This is a genomic window from Saccharibacter sp. 17.LH.SD (genome assembly GCF_009834805.1).
GTDB lineage: Bacteria > Pseudomonadota > Alphaproteobacteria > Acetobacterales > Acetobacteraceae > Saccharibacter.
In genome coordinates, this window is the sequence record NZ_WVHO01000012.1 from 140,701 (window position 1) to 163,185 (window position 22,485).

Below are 22,485 nucleotides of genomic sequence, written 5' to 3' on the forward strand. Positions count from 1 at the left end.
GGAGAGGTAGATTCCAAGAGATTGGGATCTACCTTTTTTGTGAGAACGCAACTATTCGGTCTTTTGAAATAAGAGAATATAACTCTATAGTGAAAGTCATATGGACCACTATACGCATCCAGCCAGTCAGCATCCGTCGGTTTCTACCGTTTATCCTAAAAACCTCGTTTCCGTTCCTGGGCGAGCGAGTTTCTGGCTTCGTCGGTTTTTAGCGTTTGTTGGGCCCGGTTACATGGTGGCCGTCGGGTATATGGATCCCGGCAATTGGGCTACGGACCTTCAGGGGGGGGCCGAATTTGGCTACACATTGCTGTTTGCCATTTTATTATCAAATATTATGGCCGTTATTCTTCAGGCTCTTTCTGCACGGTTAGGAATTGTAACGGGACATGATCTGGCACAAGCGTGCCGAGAATGGTTGCCTGGGTGGCTTCGTATGCCGCTTTGGTTCACATGTGAGCTGGCGATTATTGCGTGTGATCTGGCCGAAGTAATTGGGACAGCCGTCGCGTTACAGCTGCTTTTTGGGTTTCCAATTCTTTTGGGAACGGTCATTTCAGTTTTCGATGTGTTTCTTGTCCTATTGCTCATGCGTTGGGGCTTCCGTGCTTTGGAAGCCTTCGTCATGACGTTGTTAGGGATTATCGCTGTTTGTTTTGGCATTCAGCTTGTTGCGTCTTCTCCTGAAGTAGGGGAAATCTTGAAAGGATTTTTACCGTCCTCTCAGTTAATCACAAATTCCGATATGCTGTACGTTGCTATCGGGATCGTTGGTGCAACGGTTATGCCGCATAATCTTTATTTGCATTCATCACTTGTGCAGAGTCGTGACTATGAACGGACATATGATGGCAGAAAAGAAGCACTGCGCTGGGCAACATGGGACAGTACGATAGCGTTAACCCTAGCGCTTTTTATTAATGCGGCTATTCTCATTGTTGCGGCAGCGGCTTTTTATCGGACAGGCCATCATGATGTGGCAGAGATCAGTGATGCGTGGCGTTTATTGTCACCGATATTAGGTTTTGGCCTGGCATCGACGCTTTTTGCTGTGGCGCTTTTAGCGGCCGGAACAAATTCGACGGTAACAGGCACTTTGGCAGGTCAAATTGTGATGGAAGGCTTCCTTCATTTGCGACTTCCCTATTGGGCCAGGCGTTTGGTCACGCGGGGGTTAGCTGTGCTTCCGGTGCTTATTATTGTCGGGTTTTATGGGCAGGGAAAAGTAGGCGCGCTTCTTGTATTTAGTCAGATCGTCCTCTCTATGCAGCTGCCTTTTGCGATTATTCCGCTTGTGATGTTTGTTTCAAGCCGGAAAATTATGGGGGCATTTCGTTTGTCTCGTCCATGGATCATAGTCTCATGGGTTGTGGTTGCGATTATCGTTGGATTGAATTTAAAACTGCTTAATGACGCTGTAATTGGATAGTTTTTGTCCTGAAAGAACAATTGCGTAACGTAGGGTTTCTAAATTGACGGTAGCGATATTGTGGCTCGTCTGTGAAAAGGTGAAAAGATATCGCTGTGGAACAAGGATGTTATCTCGTGCAAGAGAGCGCTATAGAATGGTTACTTCCGTCATGAGGGCAGATCTTGAAGAGAGAATATGATGGAGCGGGATGGAGTGAGAGTCTGTCTTGTAATGAGTGTAAGGATATAAGTTATGTCATTTTGGTCGTCACTTCGTAAATTTTTATCTGGGGGCGAAGAGCCAGCTCCGCAGAAAGCTACCCCAGCTCCACAGAAGGCTGCCCCAGCAAAACAACCGGAGCAAAAAGCAGCACGTGTGTTGGTGCTTTATTATTCCTCTTATGGTCATATAGAAACGATGGCTCACGCGATCGCCGATGGGGCCCGTTCGGGCGGTGCTGAGGCTGATGTGAAAAGAGTTCCTGAGATTGTACCCGAGGCTATTGCGCGGGATAATCATTTTAAACTTGAGCAGAGCGCACCGATTGCGAAGCCAGAAGAGCTTGCGCAGTATGATGCAATCATCATCGGGGCACCTACACGGTTTGGTCGTTTGCCTTCCCAAATGGCAAATTTCTGGGATCAAACTGGTGGCTTATGGTTGAAGGGTGCTTTGATCGGCAAAATTGGGGCTGTATTCACCTCAACAGGGACACAGCATGGTGGCCAAGAGACCACGCTTTTCTCTTTGATGTCTAACTTAATTCATCACGGCATGGCGATTGCCGGTTTGCCCTATAGTTTCCAAGGGCAGATGAAAGTAGATGAAGTTGCTGGTGGCTCTCCTTACGGCGCAACCACAATCGCTGGTGGTGATGGCTCACGTCAACCAAGCGCAACGGAGCTTGATGGGGCTCGTTTCTTGGGGAAACATGTTGCTCAGCTCGCGCAGAAATAAGGTCAGCATCCATTGGGGGGAATGTAGCATAAATTTTCCCCTGTTTGTTGATTGTAGGAAGGCTCTCCAAAAGGAGGGTCTTTTTTATGGGGTATTCTTGAGGTTTATATTTATCTAATGTATGAAGTGGGCAAGATGTTAATGCGTTGTTTTTAATGAATGGACAGCATAAAATAAATACAAGCTAGACCTATTTACTATATAGGAGACTATTGCAAAGTCGATCAGGCTATGAATAAGAGGTGGTATTTGGAGCGATTTCAAGGAATATTATTCTACTGGTGTCGATCTCCTTTAAGTATTATGCTAATATCTTTATAATGGCTTGATTTATAGAAACCTTAAGATTGGTAATTTGTGAGTGTGGGGTTCAGAGGAATCGTGCAACGATACCGTTGGGCGTAGCGGTCATGCTCTGGAGCTGGCAGAGCGTTTGCGCCGTAACAGGAAGCATCTATTTTCCATATAGCGTACATCAGCAGGCGATATTATTTATTTCAATAAAAATTTAAAAAAAAATCAATTGCAAGTAATTTTAATTAAATTAGTTTTTCTTACGTTATGTTAATGGTTTTTCTGGAGAAAATTCATGACAATTAAAATTCTTCGAATTTCAGATGACGAAAAGATGGTTATTCATGATACGATTATGCAATATGGGAAGGTTTCGAATTCAGTCAAAAAGGCACGTGAATATGCTTTACTGTTGAAAGATCGGATTCCTGTAGTTATGCATGATCTAAATTTATTAAAGGAATGTTCAATAAGTTGTTTACAACTTAAAAATCTTCCGGCTGTTGACTATAGACAAGATTTAGACGGTTCTGAATCAGAAACAATGGCATTAGTCATTGGATCACTTTACAGTATACCTTTTCAATATATTCAACAAAATCATGGCAAAGTAGCAGCCGAGATACGCCCTAGTGTAGGGCGGGAAATTACGCAGTCTAGTTCAGGTAAAGCTCTTTTTGGATGGCATACGGACGACGCTTTTCTTACACCAGAAGTTAGAACAGACTGGATACAGTTGTTGGGGTGTCATAATCAATCACATTCAAGTAACTATTTTCTGAGATTGAAGATATATTAGGTTACCTTGATGATAGGACGATAGAAATTCTATCTTCTCAAAGGTTTACGTTCAAAATTCCCTTAAGTTTTAATTGTGGGTCTGCTTGGTCTGCTTCCAAAAGTATTCTTTATAAAGACGAACAAGATAAGGTTTGCATACAAGTCCCAACATATAATGTTAAACCTTTTTTGGAGACTGATGAAGAAGCAAGAGATTGTATATCAAAACTGGTAGCTGCTGCAGACTCTGCAAAGAATGAGATAGATATTCAGCCTGGCGATATGCTGATATTTAACAACAATAGAGGGCTTCATGGTCGGGGTGCTATAGTTGGGGATAGATTGATTTTAAGAACATATGTAAAGAAAAACCTTAATAAAATTAGAGAGTTGACGAGGGGTGAAAGTTATTTATTCGATATAAATTCTCTTGTGGTTGGATAATATGGCTCACTTTTTTAGTTTTGTTCATATCGCGTTATTTTTTGTTGCGTTTATCGCGGGAATAATAGATACGGTGGCCGGCGGTGGGGGGTTGATAACGGTTCCTGTACTCACCCTTTCTGGGATGAGTGCTGTTACTGCCCTAGGGACTAATAAATTACAGTCAGCAATTGGGGAGTTGTCAGCTACCATTCGCTTTTGGAAGGCTGGGAATGTTGATTATCATAAAATCATATTAGGAATTGTTTTTACTATCGTAGGTTCTTCTATAGGTACTTTTTTTATTCAAATAGTCCCTCAATCTCAATCAAATAAAATAATACCATGGCTTTTACTATTATTTTTTATATATTATATTTTTTCTCCTAATCAAAATAAAGTATCTTTAGAGAAAGATTTGCCAAAAAATCCTAGAAAACTTATTCCAATGGGACTGATAATAGGTTTTTATAATGGATTCTTTGGTCCTGGAACTGGATCGATATGGACGATTTCTTTGAATCGTCTTTATAATCTTAGAATTAATATTGCAACAATGTATACGAAACCACTTAACATTGCTGGAAATATTACAGCCTTAACGTTATTCACAGTTGGCGGCCAAGTAGATTACCCAGGGGCATTAGCAATGGGTATTGGGTCTTTCCTTGGCGGTCAAGCTGGTGCGTCGATGGTGATATATAAGGATTCTCGATTTTTGAAATTAATATTTACAACTATTATGTTGTTGTCGATATTGTCTAGTTTCATAAAGGTATACTATTAATTATGATTTAAAGGTTATAGATTGATTCATATTTTAAAAATGACACTGATAATATAATAAATTAGAAGATTATTTTAAAAATTAGTGTTATCTATAATAGTATTACATGACGGATGGAAGTGTTGGTTATTTTTTTCGTGCTGTTTATAGAAACAGTACGATGAGTATTTTATTTTAAAAATATCTCATAAATGGATTTTCCCTTCTATCTTGCTTTAAGACCTGTATTAATGTCACTGTTAATGAGCAGCTGATAATCGGGCTTGAAGATGTCCTTTGGATTAAGTGTCTTTCAAAATAAATAAAGGCATCGTCCTTTTAGGAGGGTGGGCTATAACATAATGTTTCTATATCGTTATAGAATATCCGTGATGTACTAAAAGATATTGGAGGGCTTAATGGACGTCGTAAAGAATGAGGCTGGGGGGCATCAAAAATCTCATGATGACTATCCATTGCGGTATGCCCCACGCAGTTTTAGGCGTTGGAATCCGTTTACCGTTGCCCTGACGGCTCTAGGTGGAATCGCCTATCTTGCCGACTTTTCCATAGGTGCTTCTGTTGGTTTGGCGTACGGCACAACCAATGCTCTTATTGGGATTCTTATTGCAGCGATTATTATTTTTGTCAGTGCGTTTCCGCTCGCATGGTATGGGGCGCGGTACAATATCGATCTTGACTTGATTTCCCGTGGATCGGGGTTTGGTTATAATGGATCAATCCTGACATCCTTAGTTTTTGCCAGTTTCACGTGTATTTTATTTGCGCTTGAAGGGTCGATCATGGCGCAGGGGCTCGCCGTGGGGATTGGGCTGCCCTTGTGGCTTGGCTATCTCATCTCGACCCTTATTGTTTTCCCATTCGTTCTATATGGCATGAAGGCTCTCGCCAAAATGCAGGTATGGACAACACCATTATGGCTTTTTCTGATGATTGGACCCGTGGCGTATCTCATTGCGAAACAACCTTCATCGGTAGCGCATTTTATACATTTTCAGGGGACGTCAGGGCATGAGACGCTTAATGGGGCGTCTATTATGCTTTCGGCAGGAGTTGCATTAGCCTTAATGGCTCAGATTGGTGAGCAAATTGATTATCTGCGGTTTATGCCACCTAAGACAGATACAAATCGTCTCTCATGGTGGGGAAGTGTTATTGCGGCAGGTCCTGGTTGGGTCATTTTGGGAAGTTTAAAGCAGATTATTGGTGCTTTTCTGGGGGTTTTTATTCTAACCCGTGTCGGCGCTCATCTGGCGACAGAACCTGTTCAGCAATTTCTTGCGGCGTTAAGGGAAGTTGTTTCGCCTTTTTGGGCGTTGGTCCTAGCTGTCGTTCTTGTTGTTATTAGTCAGATTAAGATTAATGTGACGAATGCCTATTCTGGGTCTTTAGCCTGGACGAGTGCTTTCACTCGTATCACGAAACGTTTTCCTGGGCGTTTAGTGTTCTTGGTTTTTAATCTTCTCGTGGCATTAGCTTTGATGGAAGGCAATATGTTTGCATTTCTTCAAAGTATTCTGAGCATTTATGCTGATTGTGCCATTGCATGGATTATGACGGTTTCAACAGATATTGTGATTAATAAATATTGTTTGGGATTGTCGCCAAAGGAACCAGAGTTCCGCCGTGAAATGTTGCGGAGCATTAACCCAGTGGGAGTAATATCGTTTTTGGCGGCGACCTTAGCCTCTGTTGCTGCTTATGAGGGGTGGTTAGGTCAGGGAGTTCAGCCTTATTCAGCTCTGGTTGCGTTGGGAGTGGCTGTCATCATGACGCCTATTATGGCGTTGTTAACAGGTGGGAAAACATACCTATTACGCGATTATGATGGTATTGAAGAACCACGTTTTCTGTCAGATGGTACAGCGAGTACGACACTCTATACGTGTCAGTCATGTAATGGGGCGTTTGAACGCCCAGATGTTCTGTATTCCCATAAAGAAGAGGGAATCATCTGTTCTCTTTGTCTCAGTGTATCACGGTGATTGTTGAACATTCTCATTTCACGGATCTAGAGAATGATTCTCTAGATCCGTGAGGCAACGTTATTTTACGTTATTATTGCGCGATTGCGGGGGAAGTAACGCTGGAATAAATAAAAGCGAGCATAGGAGGGTGCATCCTAGGGATAGGAGAAGGAGACGCCCCATGCTTGCTGTTCCAGGATGAGCTGAGGCAGCAAGAGATCCAAAAGCAGAACCTGTTGTGAGAGCAGAAAAGAGTACTGCTCGCGCTGTAGGAGAGGTTAACGGTGCGGTTACTCCTGCTCGCCAGTTCATGACGAAGTAAATATTGAACGACACGCCTACGCCTAAGAGCAAAGGGAGTGCGATAATGTTTGCGTAGTTCAAGGGCTCTGGCACACAAATAATCAGAATGACAGTTAGGAGTGATGAAAGGAGAAGCGGGAGTAAGACGAAAACTGTATCGAGAAGACGGCGTAACGTAATGAGTAAAATACAGGAAATCGCCATCATAGCGAGTGCCGCGGCCGCAATGAAAGCATGTGTGATTGTCTCAGCACTTCCTGTGATCTCAAGAGCAGGGCCAGAAATATTGGGATTAACGGTTTTAATGTCACGAACGAAGCGATGAAGTGTTTGAGTTTCGGACATGCGCCCTTTGGGATGAATAATGAGGCGATAGACTCCATCTTTTGTGAGATACGCCGCACGAATAGAGTTTGGAATGTCGTTAATCGTGACTGGGGATGGTGTTAAGGCAGCAGATAATTGGGAAAGCTCATCTGGGAGGAAAAGGACAAGAGCTTTATTAGCCTCCATAATTGTAGCATCTGAAGCATGACCCAGACGATCAAGCGCGTCACGGATTGTTTTGAGTGCAGGGGTGAGTTTTTGCGCGTCGATCTGATCGAAACTTTTAACCGTTCTTATTGCCGCATTTCGTATCTCTTGAGCATTAGGAGCAGGCTCGGGCTGTGCAACCTCAAGAGTAGGAAGCAGAATATCGGCTGCATCGTGAATGAGTTCAAGCTTCTCGGTTTGATCAGTTGGAACGAGGGATTCTAACCAAAGAACATCATGCACGCTGGGAAGTTTACTAAGCTCCTGTGCCTGCTGCTTTGCGGAGGCTTCATTGGGGAGGAGAAGCTGAGCACTATAAGGGGTTGTCAGGGGGTTTTCTTCTAGAAGTGTGAGAGCTTTCATCCCCTCAGTATTAGGGTTTTTCGTATGTAAGGGGTCTGAGTCAAAATCAAGGAAGGGTATGAGGCTGATCCCAATTAAGCCCAGAATGGTAAAGCAAAGGATGACAGGCCGACGGCGGCGTTGAAGGAACATGTCTGTCGAGTGTAGGCAGGCGAAGCCACTGCTTTTGGCGACAGGTTTTGCCCGGAAGAGCGATAGAAGGGAGGGAAGAAGGCTCAGCGTGCAAGTAAAGGCAATGAGCATCCCGATACCAGCAATAAGACCTAATTGGGCAACACCAATAAAACTGGTGGGGATGAAGCCCATAAAGCCTGCAGCTGTTGCTAATGCGGCAACAAAGATCTGGTTACCACTTTCCTTTCCGGTGCGAATTAAAGCTTCTTCGCGTGGCAGAGGTGTGCCATCGTCATCTTTTTGACTGCGGAAGCGCACAGTATATTGAATGGCAAAATCGACAGCGATTCCGACAAAGAGAATGGCGAAAGCAACAGAGATAAGATTTAACGTTCCTACACAAAGGGCGGCAAATCCCGTTGTAAGAAGCAGCCCAGAGATCAGTGTTAGCAATACAGGGATGATGATACGGATGGAACGAACGGCTAAAACAAGCCATAATGTGACAAGGGAAAGGGAAATAATGAGACCAAAAAGCATTCCCTGAGCGACGGTAGAAAACTCTTCATCGCTGAGCTTAGCTTCCCCGGTAATGAGAGCATGAGCACGGTGGTTTTGGACAATAGGAATTTGATTAAGCGCGGCTTGCATGGCCTGCGTAGCAGCTTCGGATGGTTCGAAAGATGTAAAATCATGCCGTGGGTGGGTAACGACAAATTGGTATTTCCCGCCCAGTTCACTAAGTTTTCCAGCCAGGAGATTTTGCCAAGAAAGAGGCTGAGCATTCCCGCGAGATGCTTGATCAAGCGAGGCGGCAAGACCGTCTAAGGCTGTGGAAAAGCTTTTAGGGATGGATTGGCCGTTTTTAATGCCAATGGCGATAAGATTGAATGTACTAAACAACCCGCGTGCTGATGGATCTGCGGCGAGTGTACTCAGAAAAGGTTGTGCGGAAATTGTTGAATCCAGCACGGGTTCTAAATCCTTAGTATCAAGGAATAAGAACGCATTGCGGATATAGAATGGGTCCGCGGCAGGCTCTGTGACAGACGTAAAATGTTGCGTGTCTTTTTTTAAGGTAAGTGCAAGTTGATGAGCAACCGCTCTTCCTTCTTCTGGTGTTGCTGCGCTAATGACAGCCACCAGAGTATTTTTCTCTCCAGGGAATAATCTCTCAATTGTCTCGTTCTGCTGTTTCCAGGGTAGGGAGTCAGCAAAGAGTTTATCCGTCTCCGTAGAGATCCCGAGTTTATTAACACTCAGCCATCCCGCTCCAGCACAGAGCAGAGCAAAAATCATTACAATCCATAAAGCATGGCGCACGCAGAAGGCATTAAGCCTGTCAGTCATATCAGAGAGCATAGATTAGACCCTTAGCGTCACTCGTGTTTTTTTTCTATCCCCCTTTACGTAGGGAGAAATATCTTTTTGTGGATGATATGACATTCACGTTTTTCTACGGCAGAGTGTGAACATGACTTGGACTCTTGATGGGATTGCAGAGCATGAAAGTATCATTCGTCATAGTGTGTTTCGCACTCTAGCGGCTCCTGTTGATGACGAGGCGGCAGCAATGGCCTTTTTAGCGGAAGTCTCTGTTCCCGACGCAACGCATAATTGCTGGGCCTTTCGGGTGGGGCAGCGTTTTCGTGTCAGCGATGATGGTGAGCCCTCTGGCACGGCGGGGCGCCCCATTCTTTCGGCTATTGAGGGGCAAGATTTTGATGGCGTCATGGTTGTTGTGACACGGTGGTTTGGTGGCGTTAAATTAGGCGCGGGTGGGCTTGTTAGGGCTTACGGCGGAGCTGCTGCGGCGTGCCTGAGGGAAGCACAAAAAATCGAGAAAATTGCACGAGTGCGATGGCAATTTCTGTGCCCATTTTCTGTGTATAGTGAAGTAGAGGCGAAGTTACCTGGGTGGCAGGTTGAAACGTTGGCTTGTGAGTTCGGGGGAGAAGGCGTGTCCATGGTGCTGGGAGTTCCTGCTTCCCATCAGGAGGATGTTGCGGACTGGTTGAGAGATCTTACCCGTGGGCAGTCGCCAATTGTAAATTTAGACGATGAGTTATGACGAGGCGTCGTTTGCTTTGGGGGCAAATTGAGCAACGAGATCACTTAAATGGCCGGTCTCTTGTATAATGAGGCCCTTAGGTGGTTTAGGGCGTGTGTTGGCATTGCCGACATGGCGGGGGAGCACAGCGTATTGGAAACCTAATTTGCCGATTTCTTTTAAACGTTGTTCCGTTTGGGCGACTTGCCGGATTTCGCCAGAGAGGCCGACTTCCCCAAAATAAGCAGCATTCGCGGCTGTTGGCTGGCCTGTTGCTGCCGAAATAAGAGCGGCAGCTACGGCAAGGTCTGCGGCTGGCTCCGTAATTTTGAGCCCACCCGTGACATTAAGATGAACATCCATACTGCCGAGTTTGAGGCCACAGCGTGCTTCTAAAACGGCGAGAATCATGCTGAGGCGTGAGCTATCCCAACCGATAACAGCACGGCGTGCACCGCCATCTCCTGCTTTAGCCGAGAGAAGCACTTGTACTTCAAGAAGGACTGGTCGTGTTCCTTCAAGCCCTGCGAAAACGGCTGAACCAGCGATATTCCCGTGGCGTTCTGCGAGAAAGAGAGCAGATGGATTAGGAACTTCTCTTAGGCCAACATCTGTCATGGCAAAAACGCCAATTTCATCAGTAGCGCCAAAACGATTTTTAGCAGCCCGTAAAATACGGAATTGATGGCCGCGATCGCCCTCAAAATAAAGGACGGCGTCGACCATATGTTCTAGGACGCGTGGCCCAGCAAGGGCACCCTCTTTTGTAACATGTCCAATGATGACTAAAACAAAACCGAGCGTTTTAGCGAGACGAATAAGTTCGAAGGCGCAGTGTTTAACTTGAGAAACTGAACCTGGGGCGCTTGCCACATCTTCGTGCCACATCGTTTGAATGGAGTCGATTACGACGACGCGATGAACGCGCCGTTCTTCCAGCGTGGCGCTAATGTCAGCAACATTGATAGAGGCTGCGAGCTCTAATGCATTGACAGTGGATGGGGAGCGGTCAAGTTCAAGGCGCTGGGCGCGAAGGCGAATTTGGTCAATCGCTTCTTCCCCTGACACATACAGAACAGATTGCTGGCCGCGTGCGAGAGCACAGGTCATTTGGAGCATCAGGGTGGATTTGCCGATTCCTGGGTCTCCTCCCACTAGAACGGCGGAACCGGGGACCAGGCCACTGCCGAGGACACGGTTTAATTCTGCCATTCCTGTATCAATACGTTCAGGTGGTTGCGCCTTTCCATCTAGGCGTGCTGTCGTCAGGCGTCCTGCTTTATTGAGAGGTGTACGACGTGGCGTGGCACTCGTCTTCTCTTCTTCTAATGTATTCCACTCGCCACAATGATCACAGCGTCCTGTCCATTTAGGGTAACGCGTATGGCAGACTCGGCAGATGAAGAAAGAAGTGGGTTTTTTGGCCATTTACTATAACGTTTGTGTTTTGTTCGGTTCTGTTCTGATGGGGCCCTCACGTCGCCCATGAGTGAATTGGTCAACAATCGGGTTGCCAGACTTCATTAAATCTGAAGCATTTCCCTGCCAAATGAGTTTGCCTTGGTAGAGCATGGCTGCGTGGTAACCAATTCGTTGTGCGGAGGCCATATCGTGCGTAATGGCGATGGCTGTGGAGCCTAAACGATTGACGCAATCAACAATAAGGCCATCAATGACAGCCCCCATAATGGGGTCTAGTCCCGTTGTGGGTTCGTCAAAGAAAAGAATGTCTGGCTGGCCAGCAATAGCACGTGCCAAGCCGACACGCTTTTGCATGCCTCCAGAAAGTTCAGATGGGCTGAGCTCTGAAACTGACGCATCAAGGCCTACTTGTGAGAGGAGGTTGATGGCTTCTTGCTTCATCTCAGAATGCACAATCGGTTGAGCTTTGGCTCGGAGCTTTGCGTGTAGACCGAAGATGATGTTGTCCAGGACGCTCATACTGTCAAACAAGGCAGCGTTTTGGAACAGCATGCCAATGCGTTCGCGAAGGTGGCGCTGGCGGTGCGCGGGCGCACGCAGAACATCTTCTCCATCAATTTCAATGGTTCCTTCATCGGGCTCAATCAAGCCGAGGATACACCGCAGGAGGACAGACTTTCCGGTTCCAGATCCCCCAATAATGACGGTTGATGTTCCAGTTTCAACATCAAGATCAATACCATCAAGAACGACTTTAGATCCGAAAGTCTTTTTTAAACCGCGAATACGAATGCGAGGAAGTGATGCCGTCATAAGGGGACTCAAGGATAAAGGGGTTAACTAGTAAAGAAGAGATCAGTCAGCAGGTAATCAAAGGTAAGGAGGAGAATAGAAGCACTTACAACAGTTGCTGTAGCCGCAGCCCCCACGCCCTCTGCGCCTCCCTTACTATGATATCCGTGGTAACATCCCAACAAAGCGATAAGAAAACCAAATATAGCGGCTTTGACGAGCCCGACAACGACATCCATAGTATGTAGTGAGGCAATGGTGGCGTTCATATAAGCGGCTGGACTGAATTTCAGCTTTTCAACAGCAACGGTGAATCCGCCAAAAACACCCAGAATATCGGCAATAGCGACCAAGATAGGTAGCGCTACAGTGGCTGCGAGTAGCCGCGGAGTAACCAAATATTTCATTGGATCTGTTGAAAGAGTGCTTAACGCATCAATTTGGTTTGTGACGCGCATTGTGCCGATTTGTGCGGATAAAGAAGCACCGACACGCCCTGCCACCATAAGTCCAGCAAGCACGGGGCCGAGTTCTCGTGTAACGGCGATAACGACAATCCCTGCAATAGCATTTTGGGCGTGATAGTGACTGACGCCAGTGTAGGATTGAAGAGCAATAACTGCCCCTGAGAAAATAGCCGTTAATGCCACGACGGGGAGTGAGAGAAAACCGACTTCAATAAGGGTTCGTATGAACACGCCAGCATAGAAGGGTGGCCGCACTAAGCCAGAGAGGGCTTTAAGGCCAAAAAGGGTTATTGCTCCTGCCTGCCGCAGCATAGAGAGAACATTTCGTCCAAGAGCAATGAAAGGTGTTAAAAGAATAGTCACTTGGCAGCCCTACCGTGCTTTATGGGACAACGTCAAAAGAATCATAATGCTTAACCGTGTTGTGGTTGAGATGGAGTCTTAGGAATGACTTGTGCGGGGGCGGTATACGGGGGTGTTTTATCCGTATGTGGCGGCACAGCTATGTGTGTTTCAGCTGTTGGTTTAGGTGTCACGGGCTGTGGTGGCGTTGTGGGGGGAGCCGGAAGAGACGGGCTGCTGAGCCCTTGGGCAGAACCGTCCGTTCCATTTGTTGCTGCTATTGGGGCTGGTGCTGTGGGGGCTGGCGCAGGTGCTGGCGGCGCCATTTGATGGATTTGGCCGCTTCCAGAGCGATTAAGGGGGCCAGATACCTGGCCTAATGTTAATATGGCATTGTCGTTGGTGGAGACGTTTGCAGCGCCTGTATGCACTAAAACATGTGCAATGGCTTGGTTGGCAACAGATAGGTTGAGGTTATCAATTTGGCCTTGAGCAATGGTTAGCTGGCTATTGCCGGTCAGTTGCCCAGAAAAAGCAGAGAGAAATGCTTGGTCTATGATGAGCTGTGATTGATCTTTAGCAACGATTTGAGCAGCACGATCAAGCTGATGAATGTGGACGACAGATGAGCCACTCATCGAGAGGTCTAAAGATTGGATATGTTCTAGATGCAGGGATGCATCTGTGAGGCTTGTGTCTAATGTAGATAATGTCCCTGTGATGGTAATAGTCGCATGTGGGCTATCATGGAGGGTTAGCGCTGTGCCTGGTGAGAGACGTAATGACAAATGATGTGTAGAGAGGCATCCGTGCAGCGCAATATGAAGCTGGTTTTCGGCACCATCTTTGATGTTTTGGATATCCGGGGCGCTGCCTGAATTCTCGTCTATAATGACGCCTGTTTTTAAATTTTGATCGACCTTGATAAGGGTTTGAGCGCATGGAACGCTTAAGTCGAGATCATCCCCTGGTAGGACAGTATGGTGGGGTGCTGGAGCAGCATACGCGCTCACTGCGTAAGAAAAGCCTGAGAGTATAATCCCTAACACGCTTCCATGTTTCAGATAAGGGAAGGTGGACAGAATATGACGCTTCTTCACGCATGAACTCCCGGTTAGTAGAATAAAGGGGAGGCCGCTTTCACATAGGCTTCCCTGTCGGCCAAGGATTTTCGAGTAAGACCTTCCTTATATGAGGTCTTGGAGTTGGATGATAGCCTGCCGACATGATCATTTCTTTGTCTAGATGTTATGGCCCATTATGAGACAGAAAAAGGAAAATGAATATAATAGACTATATAAAATAGTTAATTAATTGATAATAGCATTGAACTCTGATGAATGTAGGGGTAGGTCTGTAGCCCAATAAGTGAAAGAAGCGAGGAATTATGGCGCTTTCAGAGGAAGAAATAACCACTCTCTCGCACATTGCGGATGAAGCAGAGCGTGCTGAAAATGAAGAAAAAAGGGTAGCACTCCTTCTTTCACGGCTTTTCCCTCATTTTAGAGGGCGTGTTGCCGTTATTTCTTCTTTTGGAGCGGAATCGGCTGTTCTTCTCGCGCAGGTGGCGGAACATGATAAGTATGTCCCTGTCTTTTTTCTTGATACGCAGCGTCATTTTCCAGAGACATTAGCCTATCGTGAAGAACTGACGCGGTTTCTTGATTTGCAGGATGTCCGCATCTTGGCACCTAATGCCCAAGCCTTGAAAGATCGCGACCCTCAGGACCAATTGGCTGGGTTTGATCCTGATGCTTGTTGTGCTTTGCGAAAAGTGGAACCACTGGACGCAGAGTGGCCGTCATTCGATATTTGGATTACGGGGCGGAAACGTTCACAAGCGGCAACACGGGCGGCTTTGCCTATTGTAGAGCCGCAGGGTGATGGTCATGTGAAACTTAATCCTTTGGCGGGTTGGACGCATGAACAGATCACAACATTCATGAAAAAGTACCATTTGCCTCCGCATCCTTTAGTGTCGCAAGGTTACCTATCCATTGGATGCGCTCCTTGCACGCGTCCTGTTGGTTCAGGTGAAGATAGCCGGGCTGGGCGCTGGGCTGGAAAAATGAAGACAGAATGTGGAATTCATCGACCTGTTACTTCTTCAGCATCACGCTGAGTGGTGAGAGATAAGCTAGGAAAGGGCGGTATATGACCCTCGAACAACCGCGTATTATGGATGGTTTGGACCAGTTAGAAGCCCAGAGCATTTTTATCCTGCGCGAAGCCTATCGTAAGTTAAAACCAATGGCGTTGTTATGGTCACTTGGCAAAGACAGTAACGTTATGGTGTGGCTCGCGCGGAAAGCCTTCATGGGTCATATCCCTTTTCCAGTGATGCATGTTGATACGGAGAAAAAATTCCCGGAGATGTATGCGTTTCGGGACGAGTATGTCCGTAAGTGGAATCTCGATCTTTTGCTAGGTTATTGCCCACCAGTTGAAGAAATGGATCCTTCTTTGCCGCCAGCCGCACGGTCTGCAGCGCGGAAAACGGCAGGTCTAGCCGCGTTGATTGAACGTGAAAAATTGCGTGGTGTTGTCGCGGGAATTCGCCGTGATGAGCAGGCAACGCGTGCCAAAGAGCGTGTTTTTAGCCCACGAGGTGCCGGGCATCGTTGGGATGTAAGAAATCAGCCCCCAGAATTTTGGGATCAATATGCAACTCCTCATGAAGAGGGAATGCATGTGCGTGTTCACCCGCTGCTGTCATGGCGAGAGATTGATATTTGGCGCTATATAGAGCGTGAGAATATCCCATTGGTTGATTTGTATTTTGCCAAAAATGGTAAACGGTACCGTTCTCTTGGTGATCAAGATATTACAAATCCAATAGAGAGTAATGCATCGACAGTCGCTGAAGTGATTGCCGAGCTGGAGAATAGCCGCACATCAGAGCGTGCTGGGCGCGCCATGGATCATGAGTCGGAAGATGCCTTCGAACGTCTTCGTGTAGCTGGATATCTCTAAGGAGCGGAGACAAGAATGACAGAGACGTCTTTTAAAGAATCACGAGAATCTGTTCCTACACATGCGGTGAGTACGCCAATCGTTATTGTCGGTCATGTTGATCATGGAAAATCGACACTGATTGGGCGACTCTTATATGATACGGACAGCTTGCCGGATGGTCGTTTAGCCCAAATTGTTGAGGGCAGCCGCAAGCGTGGTTTAAGCGTGGAATGGAGCTTTTTGCTTGATTCCTTGCAGATTGAACGCGATCAGGGCGTAACCGTAGATTCTACACGCATTCCGTTTCACGTTGGGGATCGGGATTATGTGATTGTGGACGCTCCAGGGCACAGGCAGTTTTTGCGTAATATGATCACTGGTGCCGCGGATGCGGAAGCCGCGGTGTTGGTGGTTGATGCGGTAGAAGGTGTGCGAGAGCAGACGCGTCGTCATGCGATGTTGCTGCGCTTAATCGGTATCCGTCATGTGATCGTTTTGATCAACAAAGCCGATATGTTGGATTTCGCTCAGGATAAATTAGAGCGAACTGAGGCCGATGTAAGGAATCTTCTAGGACTTCTTGAGATTAACGTCAGTGAGGTTATTCCTGCATCCGCACGTGATGGGGATAATATTGCAACACGTTCTGAGCGGGCGGAGTGGTATAAAGGGCCAACGTTGTTGGAAGCTTTGGCTAATATTCCAGCCCCTCCATCGCGCGCTAATTTAGCGTTTCGTATGCCAGTGCAGGATGTGTATCGCTTTGAGGGGATACGTTATGTTGCAGGCAGGATTGAACGCGGGACGGTAAGGGAAGGTGATCGATTAGAAATTGGTGGCCAAGGGCAAGAAGCTACGGTGGCTGAGATTTGCCGGTGGCATGCTGAGCATCGTGGCGTTGCTGGTCCGGGTGAATCTATTGCGCTTCGTTTAGAGCCTGACCTGGTTCCTGACCGTGGAGATTTGCTGTTTCCTGCTCAGGATAAGGCCTTAGCGCCGATCCGCTCTGCGCGTGTGAAGACACGCTTATTTTGGTTGCGTGGGGAAGCGTTGCATGTAGGCGAGAGCTTCCGTTTACGGCTTGCAACGGCTGAGTACGATGTCACAGTCGTTTCTATTGATGCTGTAGTGGATCTTGATGATCTCAGTATGAGTCCTGGTGATGAAGTTCCGCCAGATGGGTTTGCAGAAGTCACGTTGGCGGCTTCTCGCATGATATTGTTTGACCCATTCATACCCGGAATGCCTGATGGACGAGGCGTGCTGGTTGATCGCTTCCAGAATATTGTGGGGGGCGCGCCATTGTTGGAAGCAGCTGAGGTGCCTTCTGGGGAGCATGCGATCCATCCAACAATAAGTCGTGTTTCGGGAAATAGTCGTGCGGCGTTACATGGTCATGAGAGTGCTGTTTTCTGGATGACAGGGCTTCCAGGGTCTGGAAAGAGCACAATTGCTCGTGGGGTTGAAGAACGTCTTATTGCGGATGGCTATGCTGTAACCGTTCTAGACGGGGATACCTTGCGGTCTGGTTTATGCCAGGATCTTGGTTTCTCTCCAGAAGATCGCCGAGAGAATATTCGTCGTGCCGCGCATGTGGCTAAAATCCTTTCAGAAAGTGGGCAAATCGTTCTGGTGGCTTTGGTTTCTCCATTACGAGAAGACCGAAAACTTGCCCGTCACATTATTGGCGCAGGGTGGCGAGAGGTTTTTGTTGATACCGCATTGTCAACATGTGAGGCACGGGATCCCAAAGGCCTTTATGCGAAAGCGCGTGAAGGGAAGATTCCTGACTTTACAGGGGTAAGTGCGCCTTATGAGGCCCCTGAGCGTGCAGATGTTGTTTTGCCTGCGGAAGGGAATGAAACCTCCTGCATCGAGCAGCTGACAGGTGCTATTCTTACCGCTGTTAAGCGACCGTCATAAGATTATTTCCTAAGTAGAGGATAATAAAAGAGCTCCTTCAAAGGGGCTCTTTTTGTTTTTAGGGAGAGGACGCACCGAGTTGTTGATACGTAAAACCGGCTTGGAGTAATGCGTCAGCCACCCAGAGGTTACGATAATCAAGGATAAGACGGCCACGCATATGTTTTTGTAACAAGAGGGGAGAGAGCTCTTTAAATTCTGGCCATTCTGTCAAGATAAGGAGCATATCAGCGCTATGGAGAGCGTCGAGTGCATTTTGGGCGTAGAAAAGACCGGCGGGTAAAAGAGAACGAGCTTGTTCCATTCCGTGCGGGTCAAAGACACGTAATGTGGCGCCTGCCTCGTGAAGAATAGGTAGAATCGTTAAAGAGGGTGCTTCACGCATATCGTCTGTATTGGCTTTAAAGGTTAAGCCAAGCACAGCAATTGTCGTTGTATTGATATGATTGCCGATGAGAGTGAGAATGCGTTCAGCAAGGCGTCGTTTACGGGCATCGTTAATAGCAATGGTGGTTTCAATAAGTTGTATTGGCGTGCCAGCTTTGCGAGCCGAGGTGGCGAGTGCTCGCGTGTCTTTGGGAAAACACGACCCTCCGTAACCTGGGCCTGGTGTTAGGAAGTCAGAACTGATGCGGGGGTCTAACCCAATTCCTCGTGTCACGTCATCTATATGGGCCCCTGTTGCTTCACATAAATCTGCCATTTCATTTGCGAATGTGACTTTCATGGCGAGAAAAGCATTAGCTGCATATTTAGTGAGTTCTGCGCTTTCTAACCCCATAAAAACAAGACGGTTTTGTGCTGTGATTAAGGGAGCGTAAAGTGTGCTGAGGAGAGTGCGAGCAGATTTTCCTTGATCTGAGCTTTGTTGGTCGAGGCCGATAATAATACGATCTGGATTCATAAAATCCGTAATTGCATTCCCTTCCCGTAAAAATTCGGGATTAGAAGCAATGTGAAAACGAAGATCTGGACGCGTTGTTGTGAGAATACGGGCAACTTCACGTCCAGTCCCGACAGGAACGGTCGATTTTGTAACGACGAGAAGATCATGTGGGGCAAGGTGAGCGATATCGTGCGCTGCGGCATAAACGTAACTGAGGTCAGCATGGCCGCCTCCGCGCCGCGTGGGGGTACCGACAGCAATAAAAACAACTTCGCTTTTAATAAGAGCATCATGCAGATTATCAGTAAAATAAAGGGTTTGTTGTTTTAGCCCTTGTCTGAAAAGAGTGTTGAGACCGGGCTCATAGATAGGAACGTGTCCATGTCGGAGATGCGCTAGGCGAGTCGGGTCGCGTTCTACGATTGTAACGGAAGCACCTATAGCGGCTAAGCAAGCGCCAGAGACGAGCCCGACATATCCACCGCCAATCATGGTAATATTCATGATATTCCTTTATGACATCACATGTTTTTCTTTTTGACGATGATGGAAGAAGATTTTCAAGAGAAAAGCATCATAAAATTTGGAATATAGTGATGCATTGTTGAGAAATTATATTGCTATAAAATTTTCATTGAGTGTGGAAATCAATTTTCATAATAAACTCTATTTCAAATAGCATTTATTATAAAATAATGTGAAATCTATTATAAATGATATATATTGTTAGCATAATTTATGCATCCCATTTTACTATTAATTTGACAAAATTGACATTTTGTGTGTTTAAATGCGGATTATTAATATATATTAACATATATAATCTCGCCGTTTGGGGTTGGGTATGGATCGTGCTAATTTCAGGATACGGTAATGATAGGGCGTGCGAATGCTAGTCATGATATACCGATTTTTCACCAGGATTGGTGGCTCAATACGTCGACAAACAATAGAGTTTCGTACGTAGATGTGAAGATGGGGGGGAAGATTGTTGCTTTTTTTCCTTACCTTTTGGAAAAGCGCTGTGGTTTTTCGGTTATTAGAATGCCGAAATATACGCGTACATTAGGGCCCTATCTTTCTTTGCCTCAGTCGAAAACATTTCGGCGTGAGCAAAATATACGGCATGTCGTGGAAGATATTGTTGCCCGTTTGCCTAAACATCATGGTGTGCGTTTCTTTTTAGATCCTGACAATGATTCCGCATTTGCTTTTAAGTTATCAGGCTTCCAAGTTAATCAAGATTTTACGTTTCGAGTCGCTCGGGATCAGACTTTAAATGATGTCTGGCAGGGGTGTGATCAGAAGACACGTAATCTTATACGAACGGCGGAGAAGAAGCTCGTCGTCCGTTATGAAGAGGACATTGAGACGTTTATCGAGCTTTCTCGGAAAGAAGTACGTCATAATAGTCATGATTTTCCGTTGCTACGGAGATTATTTTATGAGGCTCACAAGCGTGGGCAAGCGACTATATTGAATGCCTATGAATGTGATGATCTGGTGTCATCTGCGATTGTTCTTTGGGATAATAATGTATTGTATTATTGGCAATCGGCACGCTCTTCTCAGTCAAGGATGCCTGGGAGGAATATGCTTCTCATATGGAAAGCGATAGAAATTGCCAAAAAGCGTGATTTAATATTCGATTTTGATGGGTTTGGCTCGGTGAGATCGGCGAAGATGTTGGCCAGCTTCGGGCAAAAACCTGTTATCAGGCCAGAGGTTGTTTTTGAATCCCCTCTTTATAAAGTAGAAAGAATAATCAACAGATTTGTTAAGAAACACGTTACTAAGAAAGATTACAAAAACGATTTTTAGAGTGATGACGGAGCAGGACTTTCATTGTGATTGTTCTGCTCCGTATGAATATTAGTTGAATGGCATATAACGAAGAGACATGAACACCATATCTGCATTGGTGTGAGGTTTCCCACCGATGCCAGAAAAGGCTTGGATGTAGGTGTGGGCGTATTGCCCGCCAATACGTAACGTTCCGTAATCTCCTTTTGCTGCAGTATACCAAAACCCCGTGGTTGCTTGTGCAACAGTACGTACGTTCTCTGCCGCGGCGCAGGCGGAAGAGAGTTCAGTATGGCACCCCGTCATAATGTAATCGCGATTGCCGTAGCCATAGGATTTACCGTCTTCATCAAAGGCTCTACGGGACATAACGGTTTCTGCACCACCATAAACGTAAAGACGTAGGTTCGTTGTAGGATCTCCGTAGAGACCGAGAAGCAGGTTAGCCTCTGGGAGTGGGGCGGTGCCACCATTACGATTATATGTATAATCTGGAAGGTTAGAGGTGCCGTAACGACCAAGTCCCGTTCCGACGAGGCCAGAAGCTTGGAAATAGAGTTTTTTATTGATCAATGGTAAAACCATACCGCCGCCGCCGCCGCCGGCAATGGTAGTATGGTTATTGCCACTTCCAGGAACGCTGGTGCGGTCACGGAAAAAGCGCATGACTCCTGTGAGTTCGTAATGTCCCCAACCAGGATCAGCAGCGATTTTAGCGATCAGATCGGGAGCTGGGTCCGTTGTATAATAGGTATCAGGATTGTTAATATTTGTCCCTTTAACGCGGTCAGTGATGACTTCGCCTGGTTGCGTATAGGCTTTTCCAGCAGGGACAGAGCTTGGATTTTCTACAGAAAGGCCAACAGCGTATCGTTCTTGTTTTCCAAAAGTTTTAACAACACGAATTTGGGTGTTTCGTGTCCAGTTAAAGCCTGGAACGTATTGGGCTTCAATCACGAGAGGGGTTTGCTCATCACGGGCAAGCATTCCCTTGTTAAAGAGGGTAATAAGAGACCAGTTTTGTCCTCCTAAGAAATATAAACCATCTGCTTTATCTTTAAGTTCGCCATAAAAAACGCGTGTACGGAGCACATAGGAGTTTGATTGGCGTGAATTTGACGATGAGCCAGAACCTTGGAAATCAGTTTCAATATAGGCGTCAGCTTCAAGCTTTTTGGTCAACATGCCTTCAACAAGGGCCGCAAGGCGGCTTTGTCGTTCAGTTTGATGGAATTCACTCATATGATGGGCTGGCTGGTTGCCCCATGGGATGGCATTGAAGCCGGTGGAAATGTCAGAGCCTGTATTGCGTGAACGCCATAATGTGGCTGCCTCTAAATATCCGCCTAATGTGATGCGAATCCCACCAATTTGGAATTGTCCTCGGCGGAGAGGGCCGTAGAGATCTGGGTGTGCTGGAGGGGTAGCGGTTAGTTCACCATAAGGGGTGCTCGCTGTACGCGCTGGTGCAATAATATTGGTGATGTTTGTCCCAAAATCTGTTGCAAAACCGTCAGCGCTGCGACGCATGGGAGAGTATGAAGTATCGAGAAGATGAGCACGAGGCGTATAAGGGTCTGCCTCAATCATTTCTCTTTGCCGTTTTAATTCGGCACGAATACGTTGATTTTCAGCGGCTTGCTGCCTTTTCATTAAGGCAAGTTGGCTCTGCATTTTATGGATTTGTTTCTCCATAATACTGATGGCATCTGCGCTACCAGCTGCATGAGATTTTGTGGGAATAAGTGCCGCAAGAGCAGTGCTCGCGACAAGAAGAGAGGGAAGGAAAGTGGTCCTGGAAGAGGGCGTAGGTGTCATTTTGGCGCCTGCCTGTTGATAAAGGACAAGGCATTTCTATTCCACATTCGTAAAAATACCCACCCTTACGGGTGTGGTGTGATTGTTTTATTTA

18 protein-coding genes are annotated in these 22,485 nt (G+C 46.4%); 11 read left to right on the top strand and 7 right to left on the bottom strand.

The window, feature by feature from the left end; genetic code table 11:
• The first annotated feature begins 100 nt into the window (after positions 1–100).
• The 6 genes from GS501_RS09265 to GS501_RS09290 all read left to right on the top strand — a co-directional run bounded on the left by GS501_RS09265 (position 101) and on the right by GS501_RS09290 (position 6,637).
• Positions 101–1,429 (top strand): Nramp family divalent metal transporter, encoded by a 1,329-nt coding sequence (locus GS501_RS09265; protein ID WP_160831578.1) that lies wholly within the window; start codon positions 101–103, stop codon positions 1,427–1,429.
• Positions 1,430–1,663: 234 nt separating this feature from the next.
• Complete coding sequence (gene wrbA / locus GS501_RS09270; RefSeq protein WP_160831579.1) at positions 1,664–2,368, top strand: NAD(P)H:quinone oxidoreductase; 705 nt, start codon at positions 1,664–1,666, stop codon at positions 2,366–2,368.
• 589 nt (positions 2,369–2,957) lie between these two features.
• The gene (locus tag GS501_RS09275; protein ID WP_160831580.1) at positions 2,958–3,461 is read left to right on the top strand and encodes a hypothetical protein; all 504 of its coding nucleotides are present in this window, start codon (positions 2,958–2,960) and stop codon (positions 3,459–3,461) included.
• 170 nt (positions 3,462–3,631) lie between these two features.
• The gene (locus GS501_RS09280; protein WP_160831581.1) at positions 3,632–3,886 is read left to right on the top strand and encodes a TauD/TfdA family dioxygenase; all 255 of its coding nucleotides are present in this window, start codon (positions 3,632–3,634) and stop codon (positions 3,884–3,886) included.
• A gap of 1 nt (position 3,887) precedes the next feature.
• Entirely contained in the window at positions 3,888–4,652 is a 765-nt protein-coding gene (locus tag GS501_RS09285; protein WP_160831582.1) for a TSUP family transporter, read from the top strand.
• A 398-nt stretch (positions 4,653–5,050) separates the two neighbouring features.
• Entirely contained in the window at positions 5,051–6,637 is a 1,587-nt protein-coding gene (locus tag GS501_RS09290; protein ID WP_160831583.1) for a cytosine permease, read from the top strand.
• Positions 6,638–6,697: 60 nt separating this feature from the next.
• Here GS501_RS09290 and GS501_RS09295 read toward each other — a convergent pair whose 3' ends face one another.
• Complete coding sequence (locus tag GS501_RS09295) at positions 6,698–9,295, bottom strand: MMPL family transporter (protein ID WP_160831584.1); 2,598 nt, start codon at positions 9,293–9,295, stop codon at positions 6,698–6,700.
• 112 nt (positions 9,296–9,407) lie between these two features.
• On the opposite strand from GS501_RS09295, the gene GS501_RS09300 reads away from it, so the two are divergent.
• Complete coding sequence (locus tag GS501_RS09300; protein ID WP_160831585.1) at positions 9,408–10,004, top strand: YigZ family protein; 597 nt, start codon at positions 9,408–9,410, stop codon at positions 10,002–10,004.
• Here GS501_RS09300 and radA read toward each other — a convergent pair.
• From radA to GS501_RS09320, 4 genes are read right to left on the bottom strand one after another with little or no spacing between them, the layout of a single operon-like run.
• Positions 9,999–11,411 carry a DNA repair protein RadA gene (gene radA / locus GS501_RS09305; protein ID WP_160831586.1) on the bottom strand — a complete coding sequence of 471 codons (1,413 nt, stop codon included), beginning with the start codon at positions 11,409–11,411 and terminating at the stop codon, positions 9,999–10,001. The genes GS501_RS09300 and radA overlap by 6 nt on opposite strands.
• Positions 11,412–11,414: 3 nt before the next feature.
• A complete protein-coding gene (locus tag GS501_RS09310; protein ID WP_160831587.1) occupies positions 11,415–12,218 on the bottom strand; it encodes an ABC transporter ATP-binding protein in 804 nt (267 codons plus the stop codon).
• A 23-nt stretch (positions 12,219–12,241) separates the two neighbouring features.
• Complete coding sequence (locus GS501_RS09315; protein ID WP_160831588.1) at positions 12,242–13,027, bottom strand: ABC transporter permease; 786 nt, start codon at positions 13,025–13,027, stop codon at positions 12,242–12,244.
• A gap of 50 nt (positions 13,028–13,077) precedes the next feature.
• Positions 13,078–14,106 (bottom strand): hypothetical protein, encoded by a 1,029-nt coding sequence (locus GS501_RS09320; RefSeq protein WP_160831589.1) that lies wholly within the window; start codon positions 14,104–14,106, stop codon positions 13,078–13,080.
• 287 nt (positions 14,107–14,393) lie between these two features.
• Here GS501_RS09320 and GS501_RS09325 point away from each other — a divergent pair, with 287 nt between their 5' ends.
• The 3 genes from GS501_RS09325 to cysC are packed head-to-tail and all read left to right on the top strand — an operon-like array spanning position 14,394 to position 17,884.
• Positions 14,394–15,128, top strand: coding sequence for a phosphoadenylyl-sulfate reductase (locus GS501_RS09325; protein ID WP_160831590.1), 735 nt, complete (start codon positions 14,394–14,396; stop codon positions 15,126–15,128).
• A 56-nt stretch (positions 15,129–15,184) separates the two neighbouring features.
• Entirely contained in the window at positions 15,185–15,979 is a 795-nt protein-coding gene (gene cysD / locus GS501_RS09330; protein ID WP_160831683.1) for a sulfate adenylyltransferase subunit CysD, read from the top strand.
• Between the two features lie 15 nt (positions 15,980–15,994).
• A complete protein-coding gene (gene cysC / locus GS501_RS09335; RefSeq protein ID WP_160831591.1) occupies positions 15,995–17,884 on the top strand; it encodes an adenylyl-sulfate kinase in 1,890 nt (629 codons plus the stop codon).
• Positions 17,885–17,942: 58 nt separating this feature from the next.
• On the opposite strand, the gene GS501_RS09340 is transcribed toward cysC, so the two are convergent.
• Entirely contained in the window at positions 17,943–19,274 is a 1,332-nt protein-coding gene (locus GS501_RS09340) for a UDP-glucose/GDP-mannose dehydrogenase family protein (RefSeq protein WP_202405393.1), read from the bottom strand.
• A 627-nt stretch (positions 19,275–19,901) separates the two neighbouring features.
• Here GS501_RS09340 and GS501_RS09345 point away from each other — a divergent pair.
• Positions 19,902–20,591, top strand: a complete 690-nt coding sequence (locus tag GS501_RS09345; RefSeq protein ID WP_160831592.1) for a GNAT family N-acetyltransferase — start codon at positions 19,902–19,904, stop codon at positions 20,589–20,591.
• Between the two features lie 51 nt (positions 20,592–20,642).
• On the opposite strand, the gene GS501_RS09350 is transcribed toward GS501_RS09345, so the two are convergent.
• Positions 20,643–22,391 (bottom strand): DNA replication initiation control protein YabA, encoded by a 1,749-nt coding sequence (locus GS501_RS09350; RefSeq protein WP_160831593.1) that lies wholly within the window; start codon positions 22,389–22,391, stop codon positions 20,643–20,645.
• Positions 22,392–22,485: the final 94 nt, after the last annotated feature.

Coding starts and splice junctions, on each gene's coding strand:
- GS501_RS09265 (WP_160831578.1), top strand. CDS start 101: ATGGACCACTATACGCATCCAGCCAGTCAGCATCCGTCGGTTTCTACC.
- wrbA (WP_160831579.1), top strand. CDS start 1,664: ATGTCATTTTGGTCGTCACTTCGTAAATTTTTATCTGGGGGCGAAGAG.
- GS501_RS09275 (WP_160831580.1), top strand. CDS start 2,958: ATGACAATTAAAATTCTTCGAATTTCAGATGACGAAAAGATGGTTATT.
- GS501_RS09285 (WP_160831582.1), top strand. CDS start 3,888: ATGGCTCACTTTTTTAGTTTTGTTCATATCGCGTTATTTTTTGTTGCG.
- GS501_RS09290 (WP_160831583.1), top strand. CDS start 5,051: ATGGACGTCGTAAAGAATGAGGCTGGGGGGCATCAAAAATCTCATGAT.
- GS501_RS09295 (WP_160831584.1), bottom strand. CDS start 9,295: ATGCTCTCTGATATGACTGACAGGCTTAATGCCTTCTGCGTGCGCCAT.
- GS501_RS09300 (WP_160831585.1), top strand. CDS start 9,408: ATGACTTGGACTCTTGATGGGATTGCAGAGCATGAAAGTATCATTCGT.
- radA (WP_160831586.1), bottom strand. CDS start 11,411: ATGGCCAAAAAACCCACTTCTTTCTTCATCTGCCGAGTCTGCCATACG.
- GS501_RS09310 (WP_160831587.1), bottom strand. CDS start 12,218: ATGACGGCATCACTTCCTCGCATTCGTATTCGCGGTTTAAAAAAGACT.
- GS501_RS09325 (WP_160831590.1), top strand. CDS start 14,394: ATGGCGCTTTCAGAGGAAGAAATAACCACTCTCTCGCACATTGCGGAT.
- cysD (WP_160831683.1), top strand. CDS start 15,185: ATGGATGGTTTGGACCAGTTAGAAGCCCAGAGCATTTTTATCCTGCGC.
- cysC (WP_160831591.1), top strand. CDS start 15,995: ATGACAGAGACGTCTTTTAAAGAATCACGAGAATCTGTTCCTACACAT.
- GS501_RS09340 (WP_202405393.1), bottom strand. CDS start 19,274: ATGAATATTACCATGATTGGCGGTGGATATGTCGGGCTCGTCTCTGGC.
- GS501_RS09350 (WP_160831593.1), bottom strand. CDS start 22,391: ATGACACCTACGCCCTCTTCCAGGACCACTTTCCTTCCCTCTCTTCTT.